Origin of the sequence: Paenibacillus jiangxiensis (genome assembly GCF_046098255.1) — a bacterium.
GTDB classification, from domain to species: domain Bacteria; phylum Bacillota; class Bacilli; order Paenibacillales; family Paenibacillaceae; genus Paenibacillus; species Paenibacillus jiagnxiensis.
This window is the reverse complement of the sequence record NZ_JBJURI010000002.1, coordinates 310700-326573: the sequence shown is the minus strand read 5'-3', so window position 1 is coordinate 326573 and position 15874 is coordinate 310700. Positions and strand designations below refer to the sequence as shown.

15 protein-coding genes are annotated in these 15874 nt (G+C 53.7%); 2 read left to right on the top strand and 13 right to left on the bottom strand.

What is annotated here, in order from left to right; translation table 11 throughout:
* Window positions 1-10 precede the first annotated feature (10 nt).
* The 10 genes from ACI1P2_RS03350 to ACI1P2_RS03305 all read right to left on the bottom strand — a co-directional run bounded on the left by ACI1P2_RS03350 (window position 11) and on the right by ACI1P2_RS03305 (window position 9465).
* A complete protein-coding gene (locus ACI1P2_RS03350; protein WP_355316798.1) occupies window positions 11-973 on the bottom strand; it encodes an RluA family pseudouridine synthase in 963 nt (320 codons plus the stop codon).
* Entirely contained in the window at window positions 970-1539 is a 570-nt protein-coding gene (locus ACI1P2_RS03345; RefSeq protein ID WP_355316797.1) for a cob(I)yrinic acid a,c-diamide adenosyltransferase, read from the bottom strand. Before ACI1P2_RS03345 ends, ACI1P2_RS03350 begins: the two co-directional genes overlap by 4 nt.
* Window positions 1540-1564: 25 nt before the next feature.
* Complete coding sequence (locus tag ACI1P2_RS03340; RefSeq protein ID WP_355316795.1) at window positions 1565-2119, bottom strand: bifunctional adenosylcobinamide kinase/adenosylcobinamide-phosphate guanylyltransferase; 555 nt, start codon at window positions 2117-2119, stop codon at window positions 1565-1567.
* Between the two features lie 45 nt (window positions 2120-2164).
* On the bottom strand, window positions 2165-2728 hold the full coding sequence (locus ACI1P2_RS03335) for a hypothetical protein (RefSeq protein ID WP_355316793.1): 564 nt from the start codon (window positions 2726-2728) through the stop codon (window positions 2165-2167).
* Between the two features lie 86 nt (window positions 2729-2814).
* Window positions 2815-4032, bottom strand: coding sequence for an aminotransferase class I/II-fold pyridoxal phosphate-dependent enzyme (locus ACI1P2_RS03330; RefSeq protein WP_355316792.1), 1218 nt, complete (start codon window positions 4030-4032; stop codon window positions 2815-2817).
* A 15-nt stretch (window positions 4033-4047) separates the two neighbouring features.
* Window positions 4048-4548 (bottom strand): Lrp/AsnC family transcriptional regulator, encoded by a 501-nt coding sequence (locus ACI1P2_RS03325; protein ID WP_355316790.1) that lies wholly within the window; start codon window positions 4546-4548, stop codon window positions 4048-4050.
* Window positions 4549-4727: 179 nt separating this feature from the next.
* On the bottom strand, window positions 4728-5942 hold the full coding sequence (locus ACI1P2_RS03320) for an MFS transporter (RefSeq protein ID WP_355316789.1): 1215 nt from the start codon (window positions 5940-5942) through the stop codon (window positions 4728-4730).
* A 92-nt stretch (window positions 5943-6034) separates the two neighbouring features.
* Entirely contained in the window at window positions 6035-6595 is a 561-nt protein-coding gene (locus ACI1P2_RS03315) for a hypothetical protein (RefSeq protein WP_355316787.1), read from the bottom strand.
* 39 nt (window positions 6596-6634) lie between these two features.
* A complete protein-coding gene (locus ACI1P2_RS03310; RefSeq protein WP_355316921.1) occupies window positions 6635-7012 on the bottom strand; it encodes a DUF350 domain-containing protein in 378 nt (125 codons plus the stop codon).
* An 89-nt stretch (window positions 7013-7101) separates the two neighbouring features.
* Window positions 7102-9465, bottom strand: coding sequence for an endonuclease MutS2 (locus tag ACI1P2_RS03305; protein ID WP_355316785.1), 2364 nt, complete (start codon window positions 9463-9465; stop codon window positions 7102-7104).
* 235 nt (window positions 9466-9700) lie between these two features.
* Between ACI1P2_RS03305 and ACI1P2_RS03300 the strand changes: the two genes are divergently transcribed.
* The gene (locus tag ACI1P2_RS03300) at window positions 9701-10066 is read left to right on the top strand and encodes a phage holin family protein (protein WP_355316784.1); all 366 of its coding nucleotides are present in this window, start codon (window positions 9701-9703) and stop codon (window positions 10064-10066) included.
* A gap of 187 nt (window positions 10067-10253) precedes the next feature.
* Window positions 10254-10640, top strand: coding sequence for a cupredoxin domain-containing protein (locus ACI1P2_RS03295; RefSeq protein WP_355316782.1), 387 nt, complete (start codon window positions 10254-10256; stop codon window positions 10638-10640).
* Between the two features lie 63 nt (window positions 10641-10703).
* On the opposite strand, the gene ACI1P2_RS03290 is transcribed toward ACI1P2_RS03295, so the two are convergent.
* From ACI1P2_RS03290 to ACI1P2_RS03280, 3 genes are all read right to left on the bottom strand, one after another.
* Entirely contained in the window at window positions 10704-13070 is a 2367-nt protein-coding gene (locus ACI1P2_RS03290) for a hypothetical protein (protein WP_355316780.1), read from the bottom strand.
* 179 nt (window positions 13071-13249) lie between these two features.
* Window positions 13250-15694, bottom strand: coding sequence for a phenylalanine--tRNA ligase subunit beta (pheT, locus tag ACI1P2_RS03285; protein WP_355316778.1), 2445 nt, complete (start codon window positions 15692-15694; stop codon window positions 13250-13252).
* Between the two features lie 27 nt (window positions 15695-15721).
* Window positions 15722-15874 (bottom strand): tRNA ligase subunit PheS family protein (locus ACI1P2_RS03280; RefSeq protein ID WP_458295504.1); only part of this gene is annotated, 153 nt, incomplete at its 5' end.

The following is a 15874-nucleotide window of genomic DNA, read 5'->3' as shown; positions in this document are numbered from 1 at the left end:
CAACTATATGTTATTCTGCAGCTTGCAGCACTTCTTCCAGACGAAGCAAATCCGGCGGCAGCGGGGCCTGGAACGTGCACCGCTCTCCGGTGAGCGGATGGTTGAAGGAAAGCTCGACGGCATGCAGCGCCTGTCTTGAAATCACACTGTCGAGAAATGCTCTTCGTTCGGCCTTCCCGGTATCAGCACTTTCTGGCGTGGGATTGATAAAATACATCGGATCTCCGATCAGCGGACAGCCAATATCCGTCATATGCACACGGATCTGGTGCGTTCGCCCGCTTTCCAGCTTCAAAGAGATTCTGCTGCCTTCCGGCCATTTCTCCTCAAGATTGTAAAGCGTGAGGGCAGGATACCCGTCAGGCGTTACAATGCGTTTGTGCGGATTAAGCGGATCGCGGTCGATCGGACCGTCCACTCTTCCTGTGGTCGGCTCCGGACAGCCGTGCACATAGGCCGTATACCGCTTGTCCACCGTACCTGCAATCATTTGCTCGGATATATGCTGGTGGGCATACGGGTTTTTGGCGATGGCCAACACACCCGAGGTATCCTGGTCCAGCCGGTGAACAGGACGGAAGCGGAACGATTCTCCCTTGGAGTGCCAGTAATGTACAACCGCATTAGCCAGCGTTCCCGTATAGTGGCCATGCGTCGGATGGACAATCATGCCCGCGGCTTTATTCACAATCAATAGATGCTCATCCTCATACAGGATATCAAAGGGAATAGACTCAGGCAGAATATCCTCCGAGGTCTCCCATACCATGCGGATTTCCACACGGTCCCCCGGGCGCACTTTCACGTCGACGTACACACGGCTTCCGTTGAGCATAATCCCTTGCTCCGTAAGCTTCAGGCGGGAGAGGAGCTTGCGTGAAACGCTCATTCTTTTGTGCAAAATCGTTTTCAGCAGCATGCCTTCATCTTCAGGCGGAACCTCATATACTATTGGATCATAATAAGCGGTCATTCTTTTCTACCAAACACCTTTTTGCTGCGCACATATTCCACGTCAGCCACTCCCAGCCTTGTATTGGCCGTACGTGCAGCCACGAAGAAATAGTCGGACAGCCTGTTCAAATATCTGCGGACAGCAGGGTTAATTTCCGAATGGGAGCCAAGCGTAACAGCCCGCCGCTCAGCGCGGCGGCATACTGTACGGCATACGTGGAGAGCTGAAGAGAAGCGGCTGCCGCCAGGAATAATAAAACGCTCCACCTTCGGGTTCTCCTCTTCACAGCGGTCGATCCACTCTTCAAGCCGGAGCACCATCTCTTCCTTTACCTTATATTTTTTATCGCTCAGCCTTACAAAAGCCAAATCGGAGCCGCAGTCGAACAGCTCCTGCTGGATTTCGGCCAATTGCTGCCGCAGATCCTCGAACACATCCTCCTCGGCAAAGCTGATCGCCTGTCCCACAAAGCTGTTCAGCTCATCAATAGTGCCGTAAGCTTCAACCCTGTCATCATCCTTGCGCACCCGTCCTCCAATGACAGAGGTTTCGCCTTCATCTCCCGTTCTTGTATATACGCCCATTATATTCCTCCTTTACGATTTAGCCCTAATATCGCAAGCTGCGCTCCTTCAATTCCATCGCCAAACCTGCCGTCAGCTGGAATACCTTGTCCGCCCGTACAGCCATTTCCATGTTCAGGCGGGATATCAGCCTGCCGAACAGCGCCTCTTCTTCACTGGGATGAAGCATGGGGTACACTTCATTCGTAATGACGAGCAGCATCCCCTGATAGTTCAGCAGTTTGTCCGATAATCGCTCCGCTTTCACCTCAAGCCGCCTTCGCTCCGCTTGCTCCAGCGGTCCGCTGCCAAATTCGTCACTCAACCAGCCTGTAATGCTGTCAACAATGACGATCCTGCGGTCGGCACGGAAGATGTTAGACTCCAAATTGAGATGCTCAAGCACATTGGGCAGCGGCATCTCTTGGTCCACGCTGATCCTGTGGTAAGACGGCGGCAGTTCGCAGCCTCTGGCAGATGTTCCGGCGGCAAGCCGGCCAGGAGCCGAAATATAAATTCCTTCACGGGCAAGACGCGTTGCCATTGACAATGCAAACCTTGTCTTCCCGGTACCGAATCCTCCCGTAACCATGATTAACATACGAATTCCTCCCAGTCAGCGTACAGAACAGCCGTAAATCAATTATTATTCTGCCAAAGCCTTCAGTACGCTGACCGTTTCTTCCAGATTGCCCGTCCTTGGCGGGACTGTTGCAAACAGATTGGATGAGGCGTAGCCAACCTCCTTAAACAGAGCCATCTGATCGGCAGGAATACCGTACAGATGAGTTTCCATCACCGTCTCCTCTGTTGCTTGTCCATCTTTATTCACCGGCTTGAATACAGCTCCTTCAAAGACACCCCTCGGATAAGCTTCCTTGTCAAAGTATTCATCAAGGGGCAGGTTCCCGCCTTCTCTGCCGTTATTTCTCATATCTTCCTCCGGCAGAATGAAAATATCATGCTCTCCGGCCACATATTCCACCAGCAGCTTAGAGCGGTCATAGATGGGACTAGCGACCACTTCGACAGCCGGCCCTCCTTCACCGAGCTTCTGCTGCAGCTTCTGCTCAAGCTGCTGGCTGACGGCCGACGGATCCCCTTGATTATCAATAATAAAAATGGAAAATGCCTTGTTGTCGTCCTCCCCGCAGCCAGCCGCCACGAATAGAAATGCAAGCACACCGCACAGCTTCAACAACCTCTTCATCTATGTACCTCCCTTTTCCCATGCATTCAATATAGCACAGGTTGGGAATGCAAAAAAGAAGCCCCTCGAGGGGGCTCCTAATACCGTCAGACGCCTTCTGTTTTCAGCTTGTGCACAAAATTTCCGATCCGTTCCAGCGCTTCGGTCAGTTGGGCAACGGATGTGGCATAGGAGCAGCGCAGATATCCTTCGCCCCCCAAACCAAATACATTTCCCGGCACGGCAGCGACTTTGGCTTCATAGAGCAGTCTTTCGGCAAACGCATCCGAGCTTAACCCAGTGGATTGAATGCTCGGGAACACATAGAAAGCTCCCTGCGGTTCATGGCAGTCCAGTCCCATGTCCCTGAAGCCCTGTACCATCAAGCGGCGGCGCTGGTTGTAGGCATCAACCATCCGGTCCTTTTCCCCCATTCCGTTGCGCAGCGCTTCCAGTGCAGCTACCTGCCCCATCGAAGGAGCGCACATGACGGTGTACTGATGAATTTTCAGCATTGCCGAAATGAGATCCCGATGGCCGCATGTATAACCGATTCTCCAGCCTGTCATCGCAAAGGCTTTGGAAAAACCGCTGACGAGAATCGTTCGGTCCAGCATTCCCGGGATGGCCGCAAAGCTGACATGATTCTGATCATACGTAAGCTCGGCATAGATTTCGTCCGAAATCACGATCAGATCATGCTTTTCAACCACCTGCGCAATCGGGAGCCAGTCCTCATAGCTCATCGTTGCCCCCGTAGGATTGCTCGGGTAGCAGAGAATCAGCACCTTGGAGCGGGGTGTGATTTTCGCCTCAAGCGCCTCCGCCGTCAGTTTGAAGCCGTTGTCCGCGAACGTTTCGATGCCGACGGGGACCCCGCCGCCAATCGCCGTAATCGGAGAATATGAAATATAACAAGGCTCCGGGATGAGAATTTCATCCCCCGGTGTAATCAGGGCACGCAAGGCGAGATCAATGGCTTCGCTGCCCCCGACCGTTATAATTATCTCATCCTGCGGGTTATAGCTTACGGAGAAGCGGCTGCTCAAATATTGGCTGAGCGCCTCGCGGAGCTCCGGCATGCCCGCATTGGACGTATAGCTTGTAAATCCGCGCTCCAGGGAATAAACACAAGCCTCGCGCATATGCCAGGGGGTTGTAAAGTCGGGCTCCCCTACCCCAAGCGTAATAATATCCTTGCTTCCTCCGACCAGATCGAAAAACTTCCGGATCCCCGAAGGCTGGATGTCTCGAACCAGGGGGGCCAGATAGGAGTTCATGGATTTGCTTCCAGCCTGCCGAGCTTGTTCTTGATTAAGTGTCATTATGAGTCGCTTCCTTTACGGCGAGATCATGAGGCGGTTATCTTCTTCCTTGTCATCGAAGATAATGCCGTCCTGCTTGTATTTTTTCAGAGTGAAATTCGTTTTGGTCGACAGTACGGAGTCAATGGGGGACAGCTTCTCCGATACAAAGTTCGCGACTTCGCGAAGATTCTTGCCCTCCACCTCCACCAGCAGATCATAAGCTCCGGACATCAGATAGACCGATTTCACCTGCGGATACAGATAGATGCGCTCCGCAATGCCTTCAAAGCCTCTGCCCCGTTCCGGCGTTATCTGAACCTCAATTAACGCGGTGACCTTCTCGTCATCCACCTTGTCCCAATTGACGACCGCTGCATATTTCACGATCACATGCTTGTCTTCGAGCTCTTGAATGGCGGCTTTAACCTCCTCCTCGGCAATGCCGAGCATGGTCGCCAGCAGGGCGGGCGAACGTCTGGCATCCTCTTTCAGAAGCTCCAGCACCTTTAATTTTGTCTCATTCAACTCTGTCATGCAAAGACCTCCAGCGTGTTTTCGCGGACATTGACCGGATCTTCATGTCAGGTCTGCGAAAAAGATAATACTTATATTACATCAATTCAGAACAGGTGCAAAGCAAAAACAGCCATTCATATCTGAAGGGCTGCTAAAATGAACAATATTGTCTTTTACAGCAAAAATACAAAGTAAAGCTATTCCGATACCGGCTTCCAACCCGCGGATTTCATCATTCCCCGCACAAAGAACCAGCCGATTACGGGCGCACATCCAAGACCGATCATCAGCCACGTGATGACATGCGGCATGCGGCTCACCGAAAGCACCCCGATAAAGATAAACGTTCCGATCAGCCGCCCCGTCATAATGCACAGCTCGCGCAGCACCACCAGTTCCACGCGTTCGGCAACATTGCGCTCTGTCGTTCCCATCAAATCGAAGCCCAGCGTAGTGATCGGGATCAGATAAAGCGGGATAAACAACGATGTGCCGATGCCCATGAACAAAAGTGTTCCATACTGCACCTTCCAGAGCAGAGGAAACAGCACTGCTACAAGCAGCACCGCCCCAGCCAGCATGCCTGCGGAGCGGTAGCGCGGCCGCAGCCATCTGCCCGCCGCCCAGTAGCTGAGAAGGGATACCGCCGACGTAATGAGCGAAAATTGCCCGAGCTTCCATTCCTGCTTGGTAGCTACAAAGACGAGCAAAGTAATAAGAAAAGAGAATACCCCTTCCCGGATGCCTTGGGCGGCAAGCGCCAAGGAGAGCGGCCTCCAGGGACTTTTCACATCACTCAACCTGCTCCACGGCTCGGCCCAGTTATATTCTTCCTTGACTTTGCGTTTCTTGAGGAAAAAGCTGAGAATAACCCCAACGATATAAATCGCCAGTGAGATACTGAAGATGACACGGTAGCCTGCGTCGTTTTCCATGCTTGCAATAATCCAGCCTGACAGCCATGGGCCTACGATACCTGCTAAAGACCCGAGCAGACCGACCCAGCCGTTAAACCGATCCCTGCTTCCTCTGTCGGTAACTTCAAAATAGACAACATTAAACGCAAGCCAGAACAGACCAAGTGCGATTCCCAGCAGAATGCCAAGCGGCCAGATATAATGAACGGCTTTGGGCCCGGACCATAAAACAAGCAGATAAAATATCCCGGACAGGGCTGTGCCCGCGCGGAGGGCATTCATTTTGTTATGCTCCTTTACCCACTTTCCCGCAATCCAGAAGGTCAGTCCGAGCGCCACCTGCTGGCTGACGGTAAACCAGCCGATCATGGCATAATCCGGTTTGCTTTTCCACAGATATACGTTGAGAAAAGTGCCTGACAGCGCTCCTGCAAATACAAACAGCCCATTCATGCCAAGCAGCAGAATGGACTGTTTATTCAAGCTCGTTTTCAACAGTGTTCCCCCTCTAACCGAGATCCGCCCTGCGGGCTCTCCGTTAACATGCCCCAAAATGCTTAAAACATGTCAGGAGGGCAGCTGTCATTTTATTTACGGCCGGTACTCAGCGTGTGCATCAACCGGAGTCGGTCGTCCTCGGCCAGGCTGTGCTGAATCTGAAAACACCCGGCGCATACATAGATATTCATGGTAAAAGGCGGTTCAAGAACAGGCTTTCCAAGCGAAGCCGGAACAGACGGGACAAAGGTATCCGCCGCAACGGTTCTTGTGCCTGTCAGCAGCATGTACTCCCGGCAATGCGGACATTCCGGAACCTCTTCCTGGCTGTCCAGCACCTTTTCGACACCTTCTTCATAAGCCAGCAGGTCCTGCCCGCTTTCCTCATATTTCTGCAGCGTATGCAGAACCGGGAGCCTGTGAAGGCCCTCGTCCTGCCAGGACAACAATTCCTCATCCTGCGCTTCCTCGTCATCATATTCATCGTCTTGACGGCCATTCGAAATTTCGTCCTCATCCTCGCCGATATCGACCGTTAGCGTCCGATATCCTTTCAGCTCGTTATGACAGTAGGGACACTCTTCCTCCGGGCCAAGCTCCTCATCCCAGACGATTTCCGTCTGGCACCAGGGACAAATCGTTTTTTCCATCTTTGTTTCCTCCGTTTAACTCGCAATTAAAAGCGTAAATTAACTGATGCTGGCACCGATTACATAAGACAGCGAAATGGAGATGATCATGGAAAACAAGCCAACAGCCCTGTTGTCATTCTGGATCTCCTTATCTATCGAAAATACGGGTGTCAGAAATTCAAACAAAAAATAAGCGGCCAGCAGCAGCAGAAATCCCAGAAACGACCAGATCATCGTATCATACACTGAGGAGCTTCCGTTAATGCTGAAGCGCATAATGTTGCATATCCCGAATACCTTTCCGCCGGTGGCCATGGCGACAGCCACATTGCCCTTGCGGATTTCATCCCAGCACTTGTATCGGGTCACCAGTTCAAAGCAATATAGATACACAATGAGCTGAACCACCGCAACCGAAAAATACCCCAGCAACATTCCAAGCGGATAGGTCAGCAGTTGATCGATCTCTTTCACTTTCTCCCTCCCAATCAGTCACAAGCCGCAAACAGGTACTTATGGACGAGCTATTTTAACTCGGCGACGGTCACACCTGCCCCGCCTTCCCCGTAGTTGCCCAGTCTGTAGCTTTTTACATGCTTGTGGCGGCGCAGATAATCCTGAATGCCGGAACGCAGCACACCCGTACCTTTACCGTGAATGATGTAGACCTGACCCAGATTGGCCATGAAAGCTTCATCCATAAACCGGTCCACTTCAATCAACGCTTCCTCCACATTGGCTCCTCTTAAATCCAGTTCGCTCCGGACCTGATCGTCACGTGTCCGATTCACACCGGCAACCGCGCGCTGCTTGGGCTGAGCAGTCTTCGGCGCATCCAGCAGCTCAAGGTCATCCAGACTGACCTTCATTTTCATAATGCCCAGTTGCACGATAGCTTCCTTGCTGCCGGACAGTTCAACGACATGCCCCTTCTGCCGCAGGCTGTGCACTTGCACTTCATCCCCGGGCTCGATGGCCCGCGTTTTGGCGGATTGGCGCGGAGCGGACGATTTTTTGCGTTGCTTTGGTTCCGCCTCCTCAAGCTCCTTGCGGGCGGCAATCAAACGGTGCTCCTTCACGGCAGCGCCTTCCTCCTGGGCAAGCTTGCGCAGATCAGCAATAATCCGTTCCGACTCGCTGCGGGCCTTCAGAAGCACCTCGCGGGCTTCCTCGTCTGCCTTCTCCAGCATGCGCTCACGCTGTCTTTCGAGCTTGTCGAGCTCCTCTTGATAACGGGTGCGAAGCTCTTCAGTCTCCCTGCGCATCCTTTCCGCCTCGGACCGCTCCTGTTCCGCTGTAAGGCGATTCTCCTCCAGAGAAGCGATCATATGCTCGACACGCTGATCCTCCTCGGTTACCTCGCCGCGGGCATAATCCAGAATCTGCTTGGGCAGGCCGAGCCGTTCCGCAATCGCAAAAGCATTGCTTCGTCCGGGAACACCGACGAGCAGGCGATAAGTCGGACTCAGCGTAGCCACGTCAAACTCCATGCTGGCGTTAATAATGCCGTCCCGTTCATATGCATACGCCTTAAGCTCGCTGTAATGCGTCGTAGCCACCATGCAGCAGCCAATTGCATGGATATGCTCCAATATCGCCACCGCCAATGCCGAGCCTTCAGCAGGGTCCGTCCCTGCTCCCACCTCATCCAGCAGAACAAGGCTTTTGGCAGTCATCTGCCGCAGTATGCTGATTATATTCGTCATATGGCTGGAGAATGTACTCAGATTTTGTTCGATACTCTGTTCGTCGCCGATATCGGCATAGATCGCATCAAACACCGACAGCTCGCTCTCATCCTCGGCGGGAACAAACAGGCCGGACATTGCCATCAGACTGAGAAGTCCGATCGTTTTGAGTGTTACCGTCTTACCTCCGGTATTCGGTCCGGTCACGATGATGGACGAGTAACTGCCACCCAATTCAACATCGATCGGCACCACTTTGTCCAGTGGAATCAATGGATGACGGCCCTTCTTCAGCCTGATATAGCCTTGATCGTTAATCACCGGAAGGGTCGCCTTCATTTCTCTCGCAAGCCGCGCTTTGGCGAAAATAAAGTCTAGACTGCCAAGCAGATCAAGATCATAAAGCAGCATTTCCGCCTGTTCTCCCACCTGTGCGGTCAGTTTCTGCAGAATGACCTCAATTTCTCGCTCTTCCTTCATTCTCGTTTCACGCAGCTTGTTGTTCATCGTTACGATGGATTCAGGCTCGATGAACAGGGTGGCGCCGGAACCGGACTGATCATGCACGATGCCGCCGAAATAGGAACGGTATTCCGCTTTGACAGGAATGACGAACCGATCGCCGCGGATCGTTATAATCTGGTCCTGCAGCATCTTAGATACTGTGGAGGACCGGATCATGGAGTCCAGCTTTTCACGGATTCTCACCTCGCCGGAGCGCAGCTCGCGCCTGATTTGAGCCAGCTCCGCGCTTGCGGTATCCAGCACTTCGGCATTGTCGTCGATACAGGCTTTGACGGCGTTCTCCAGCGGCTTCTGGTCTGATAGCTGCTCACTGATGAACAGCAGGGATTCAACGGCATGTTCTTCATGCACGCCCTCAATATAAACCTTGACCCGCCGCCCCGCCTGAATGGTCGTCCGGATGCCGAGCAGCTCATGCGGATTCAAGGTGCCTCCGATTCGCGCCCGCTTCACGGCAGGGGATATATCAACCACTCCGGTAAAAGAAGGGGTTCCCTTCAGACGATCCACAGCGAACGCTTCGTCCGTGCCTTTCAATAAAGCTTGTATATGCACCGCATCCGAGCCGGGGCGAAGCTGCATGGCTGCATGTTTACCCATCGGCGTTTGCGTGTAATTAGACAATGAGCTCAATATTTTACCATATTCAAGTGTTTGCAAAATTTTTGCGTCCAACGTTACAGCTCCTCTCAGTTATATCTGTATTATAACGAAAGCTGGCCGCTTTCGCTATTTACTGCCGTTTGCTATGAAGTATCTTTCGTCAGAATGCATTCTGGGCATAAAACAGCATAAGACGGGCGTCCGCGTAACATACTAATGCTTGCATATCCGCGGATTTCAAAGAAACCGCGGCCATTCTCCAGCCTGCAATCCATTTGCGGGCTGGGAGCAGAACAGGAGGCATACCATGAGAATTCTAGGCCATATTGTACGTTTTGTCGTTGCCGCGCTCGTGCTTCTCGTTGTCGGCTGGATTGTTCCCGGATTCAGCGTGGGCGGTTTCTGGAGCGCTCTGATTCTCGCCATTGTGATTGCCGTCATCGGCTGGATCATTGAAGCCATGTTCGGCCGCAGAGTCAGTCCGTTCGGACGCGGCATTGTAGGCTTTTTGGTCAGCGCGCTGGTCATCTACATCGCACAATTTATCGTGGGCGGTGTGGAGGTTTCCGTTTTGGGCGCCCTGCTTGCTGCGCTCGTCATCGGAATTATCGACCTGTTTATTCCGGTTTCGACTCCTTTTGAAGCCGGGCGAAACAACAACGACCGTACTTAGATCTTCCATAGGAACAACAGCAGGCAAAAGAGGCCTTCCCAAACACCGGGAAGCCTCTTTTTTACAGAATGAAGTTCATTTTCATAAATTGATCACATTCTCCCCGGACAACTTGCGGTATGATGGCGTATAGGATACATTTCAGCAGCAGTATGCTGAATTAAGCCAATGGATTGGGGGAGAGCATATGGGATTCAAGCTCTTTAGACGCAACGGATTCATTCTGATATCAGCCGGGTTGCTGCTTTTGCTCCTGTCTGCCTGCGGAAGCAAAGCTTCTCCGGATGCAGCTACACAGCAAACAGACGCCAGTGAAGAAATCGTGATCAAAGCAAGCAATTTTGCGTTTGACCAGCAGGAATACCGCGTGAAACAAGGAGTTCCTGTAAAAATTTCTTTTGAGAACGTAGAAGGCACACATGGTGTCGTCATACAGGGCCTTAACGTCCAGTTGGACAGCAGAAATACCTCCCAGGTGATTACGCCCGAGCAGAAAGGGGAATACGAGATTGACTGCTCCGTATTCTGCGGCTCCGGCCATCATTCCATGACAGCCAAGCTTATAGTTGAATAGACGAAACCAAGCCGTCCTGACTTACAGCCGGGACGGCTTGGTTTATTCTGTTCATGTTCATGGTCACTGGTCCTGCTCAATCAGTTCGATCCACTCGTTATACTCCGTTTGAAGCTTTGAATATTCCTCCTGCAGCTGCTCCAGCTTTTCCGCAAGGCTTTCCGTTTTCTCACGTTCCATTTCGCGTTCCACCTGCAGCAGTCTCAGCTGATGGGCAGCCAGCTCATAGCGCTCACCGATTTCAGTCATCTGGGATTGCAGCTCCTCCCGTACTTTTGTCACGGACTGCAGCTCGGTCAAGGTGTCCTGCTTCTCGCGGTTCGCTTCGGCGACCTCCTGCTGCAGGCGCTCCCTAACCTCGACTGCAGATGCGATCTGCTGCTCCCAGGCAGCCAGTTCTTCCTGGCGGTGGGCTTCTTCCTCACGGATCTGCTCAAGCTCGGCGAGCTTCTCCTCATATTTGATCTGCCATTCAACAGCTTCTTCCTCTGCCTGTTCAAGCTGTGTCCGCTGTTCAGCAGCTTGTCTGTTCAATCGTTCAAGCTCCGCCTGAAGCTGTTCGGACTGCTCCTGCAGATTTGCGGTCTTCTCACGCAGCTGCTCATATTGATGGTCGCTCTGTGCGGCAAGCTCTGCCGCCAGGTCCGCTTCGGCCCGCACTGATTCCAGAGCCCTTTGCTGCTCCGCAATCCGCTCCTGCAGACGGTTATTCCGTTCACGTGCTTCCTCCGCCTGCTTGAGTGCATCGGCCATCTCTTCTTGCTGCTGCTCAGTACTCTGCTCAAGCTCGGCGATCCGGTTCGTCTTCTCGTTCAACTCCCGCTGGCGACGTTCCAAATCTGCTGCATGCTTCTCGGCCTGCTTACGAGCCGTCTGCTCGTTCTTGGACAGCTCGGCCACTTCCGCCTGGAACTGCTCAATAGTCTGCTCAAGCTCAGCGATCCGGTTCGCCTTCTCATTCAACTCCCGCTGGCGACGTTCCACTTCAGCTGCATGATTTTCGGCCTGCTCGCGGGCCGTCTGCTCGTTCTTGGACAGCTCGGCCACTTCCGCCTGGAACTGCTCAATAGTCTGCTCAAGCTCAGCGATCCGGTTCGCTTTCTCATTCAACTCCCGCTGGCGACGTTCCACTTCAGCTGCATGATTTTCGGCCTGCTCGCGAGCCGTCTCCTCGTTCTTGGACAGCTCGGCCACTTCCGCCTGGAACTGCTCAATAGTCTGCTCAAGCTCAGCGATCCGGCTCGTCTTCTCGTTCAATTCCCGCTGGCGGCTTTCCAAATCTGCCGCATGCTTCTTGGTCTGTTCGCGGGATGCCTGCTCGTTCTTGGACAGCTCGGCCACTTCCGCCTGCAGCTTGCGCACCGAGACATGGGCCTGTTCAAGCAGCTTCTGCATCCGTCTTTGCTCTTCCTCCGCTTTAGCGGAAGCCTGCTGCAGCCGCTTTAACTCCGCAGCCTTCTCATTAACCTCAGTCTGAAGGGTCTGCAGCTTGCGGGCCGAGATTTCTTCGGCAGCAGCCGCTTCCTTCAACCGATCCTCAAGCTCCTGGCGTACTGTTTCAGCTTGCTGCACCTGCTCTGAAGTTCCATGCAGTTCCTCGGTCAGCAGCTGCTCACTTATTTCCAGCTCCTCCAAACGGTTCCGCAGCTGCTTGAGTTCCTCTTCATAATGCTGCCTACTTTCAGCTTGCAGGGACTCGGTCTCCTGACGCTGTGCCTGTTCTTCCTGCAACGAAGCCAGAATTTGACCCTTCTCCTCCTCCAAACGTTTGCGGAGGGCCGCCGTTTCCGCCTGCCATGACGCTTTCGCCTTCCGCTGTTCTTCGTTCAGGCTGGCTTGCAGCCGCTCCTTTTCCGATTGAAGCCGTGCTGCATATTCCTTCTCAGCGGCTGCCAGCTTGGCCTCTGCCTGTCTGGCCGCTTCCGCCAGCTTCCTCTGCGCGTCGATCTGCGCCTGCTCCTTCTCTTTGAGGAGCTGAGCTTCCTTCTTCAGCTGCTGCTCCAGCCGGTTCTTCAGATCAGTCTTCTCCCGGGCGGCATTTTGCTCAACTTCCGCCAGTCTGGCCAAGGTTTGCTGCTTCTCCTGCACGAAACGGTCACCCGACTCCTGCAGAGCCGCATTCTTCTGCTGCTGTTCCCCAAGCAGGGTTTGCAGTCTCGCCAGGTCTTCGCGCAATTCGGAACGCTCCTCGATGATCCGGTTCATTTTCCGTTCAGTTTCCTGGGATCTGACCGCTTCCTCCGCCATATGAACGGCCGCAAGAACCGCGATCCGCGGGATATCCAGATGGGAGTGGGCTTGGGCAATCGTATGCATTCGTTCATTTACGTAGCTTGCAACCTGTTTCATATATTCTGAACTGCTTCCAACAAGTTTATAGGAATTTCCGTATATCTCAACGGTAACGCGCGTGCGATCCGGTGTAGTCACAATAAAGCCCTCCTCCAGTTCTGTGTGTTGATTCTAGGGTGTCTGTTGTTCATTTTGGCTTATCTTATATTTTGCAGGTTATTTCATGACTGATCAAGTCTGGTGCTCGGCCAGCGCAGGCTAAAAAGCCACACCGAACCTCTTCACCTAAGATTCGATGTGGCTTGACTTATCTCCTGCTACTTTCTTAATTCAGCGCCAAAAGTTTGTTCCAGCGCCGCAACGATCCGGCTGTGCGTTTCGTTGATCTCCTCATCGGTCAAGGTCCGCTCACGATGGCGGTACAGCAGCGCGATGGCGATGCTTTTCTTGCCTTCACCGAGCTTGCTGCCTGTAAATACGTCAAACACACGGGCTTGGGTTAGCAGCTCGCCTCCGTTTTCACGGATCACACGCAGCAGCTCGCCTGCCTCCACCGTTTCGTCAACCACAACCGCAATATCCCGATCAACGGAAGGGAAGCGGGTCAGCTCCTGGTAGCGGATCACGCTGTTTCTGTGCCGGATAACCGGCTCCAACGCGATTTCCGCCACATACGTGTCCTCTAGGTCATACTGCTGCTGCAGTTCAGGATGAACCTGGCCCACCGTGCCGATCAGCTCGGATTGCCCTTCGGTCTCAAGATACACGGAGGCGGAACGTCCCGGATGGTATCCTGCCGGACTGTCAGCGGTATAACGCACTTTGCCTTCGAGTCCTACATAATCAAAAATCGTTTCAAGAGCACCCTTGATGTCAAAGAAATCGACTGCTTCCGCTGCCACATTCCACTGCTGGCCGCGGCGCTTGCCCGTCAGCAGCAGACCGAGCACAGGAATTTCCTGCGGCTGCTTGGTCAGTGTCTGCTCTCCGCTGAAAAACACGCCGCCAATCTCAAAGAAAGCCAGGTCCTCCTGCTTCCGGTTCATGTTGTATACCGAGGCATCCAGCAGTTGCGGGATGGTGCTGGTGCGCAGCACACTGCGGTCCTCGCTCATCGGCATCGCCAGCGCCACCGGATGGCTGCCGGCCGTAAGCGCAGGATACAGCTCCGTAAGATCCGGATGAATAAAGGAATAGCTGATAACCTCCTGCCATCCGCCATGAACAAGCAGGCTGCGCAGGGAACGGCGCAGGGCTTGTGCTGGAGTGAGCGCCCCCGGCGTTGTCGGACCTTCGATCGCTGTGGTTGGAATATGATCGTACCCGTAGAGGCGCGCCACCTCTTCTATCAAGTCCACATCCAGCGTAATATCGCCGCGGCGTGTCGGAACCTCCACTTCCAGCAGACCGTGCTCCTTGTCACCACAAGGGAAATGCAGGCGGCTGAAAAGCGTCTTCACTTCTAGCGTCGACAGATCAGTCCCCAGGTAACGATTCAGCTTCTCCAGCGACAAGGTGATGATGCGCGGAGCTGTCCGGGCTTCATTAAACTGGACAACCCCCTTCTGTACGGCTCCGCCGGCGTAGCGCTGGATCAGCGCAGCAGCCCGGTTGAGGGCCGGGATAACTGCCCCCGGGTCAACCTCCTTCTCAAAACGCAGGCTTGCTTCGGAACGCAGGCCCAACTGGCGGGATGTTTTACGTACGCTTCCGCCGTCGAATTTCGCCGACTCCAGCACGATATCAACCGTGTCTTCCGTAACTTCCGAATTGGCACCGCCCATGACGCCCGCCAGCGCCACCGGCTTCTCTCCATCGGTAATCAGCAGCATATGAGGCTCAAGCTTGCGTTCCTGATCGTCCAGCGTAACAAGCGTCTCGCCAGAGCGGGCGAGGCGGACTTCAATCCGTCCGCTCAGCTTGGCCGCATCAAAGGCATGCAAGGGCTGCCCGTATTCCAGCATCACATAGTTAGTGATGTCGACAATGTTGTTGATCGGGCGGATGCCGGCAGCCATCAGGCGGTTCTGCATCCACAATGGGGAAGCCCCGATGGTCACCCCGGTGATCACGCGGGCAGCATAGTGGGTGCACAGTTCCGGCGCCGCTACGGATACCGCAAGATGTTCAGCTGCTGGTTCAGCTTGTTCAATCAAGTCCTGCTCGGGATCGGGAACCTTGATGTCTCTCCCGAGGATTGCGCTCACTTCATAAGCGGCACCCAGCATGCTGAGACAGTCCGAGCGATTAGGGGTCAGGTCGAATTCCAGCACCTTATCGTCCAGGCCAAGCAGCTTTTCGATCGGAGTGCCCAGCTCAACGTCTGCCGGGAGAACAAGAATGCCTTCCTGCTGCTCCTTCGGCAGCAGCTTGTCGTTCATGCCCAGTTCCTTCGCGGAACAGATCATGCCTTGGGACTCAACGCCGCGCAGCTTGGCTTTCTTGATACGGAAATCGCCGGGCAGCACGGCTCCAATCGTGGCTACCGGCACCTTTTGGCCAGCGTCCACATTTTTGGCGCCACATACGATCTGCAGGTCTTCACCCTGCCCCACATCGACGACGCAGACATTCAGCTTGTCCGCATCCGGATGCTTCTCTTTGCTTTTTACATAACCGACCACAACGCCGGTGACGCCTTTGTTCCGGTTCTCCACTGCATCGATTTCAATACCCGCCCGGGTAATGCGCTCAGCCAGTTCCTCAGCGGTTACCTGGTCAAGAGATATATAGTCAGACAGCCATTCGGTTGATACTTTCATGTACGCTCACTTCCTTTTATCCGAGTATTAATTCCGTGCGAACTGCTTCAGGAACGCCATATCGCTATTGTAGAAATGGCGGATGTCGTCAATGCCGTATTTCAGAATCGCGATCCGCTCCACGCCCATGCCGAAGGCAAATCCGCTGTATTTCTCCGGATCGTAGCCGCCCATCTCCAG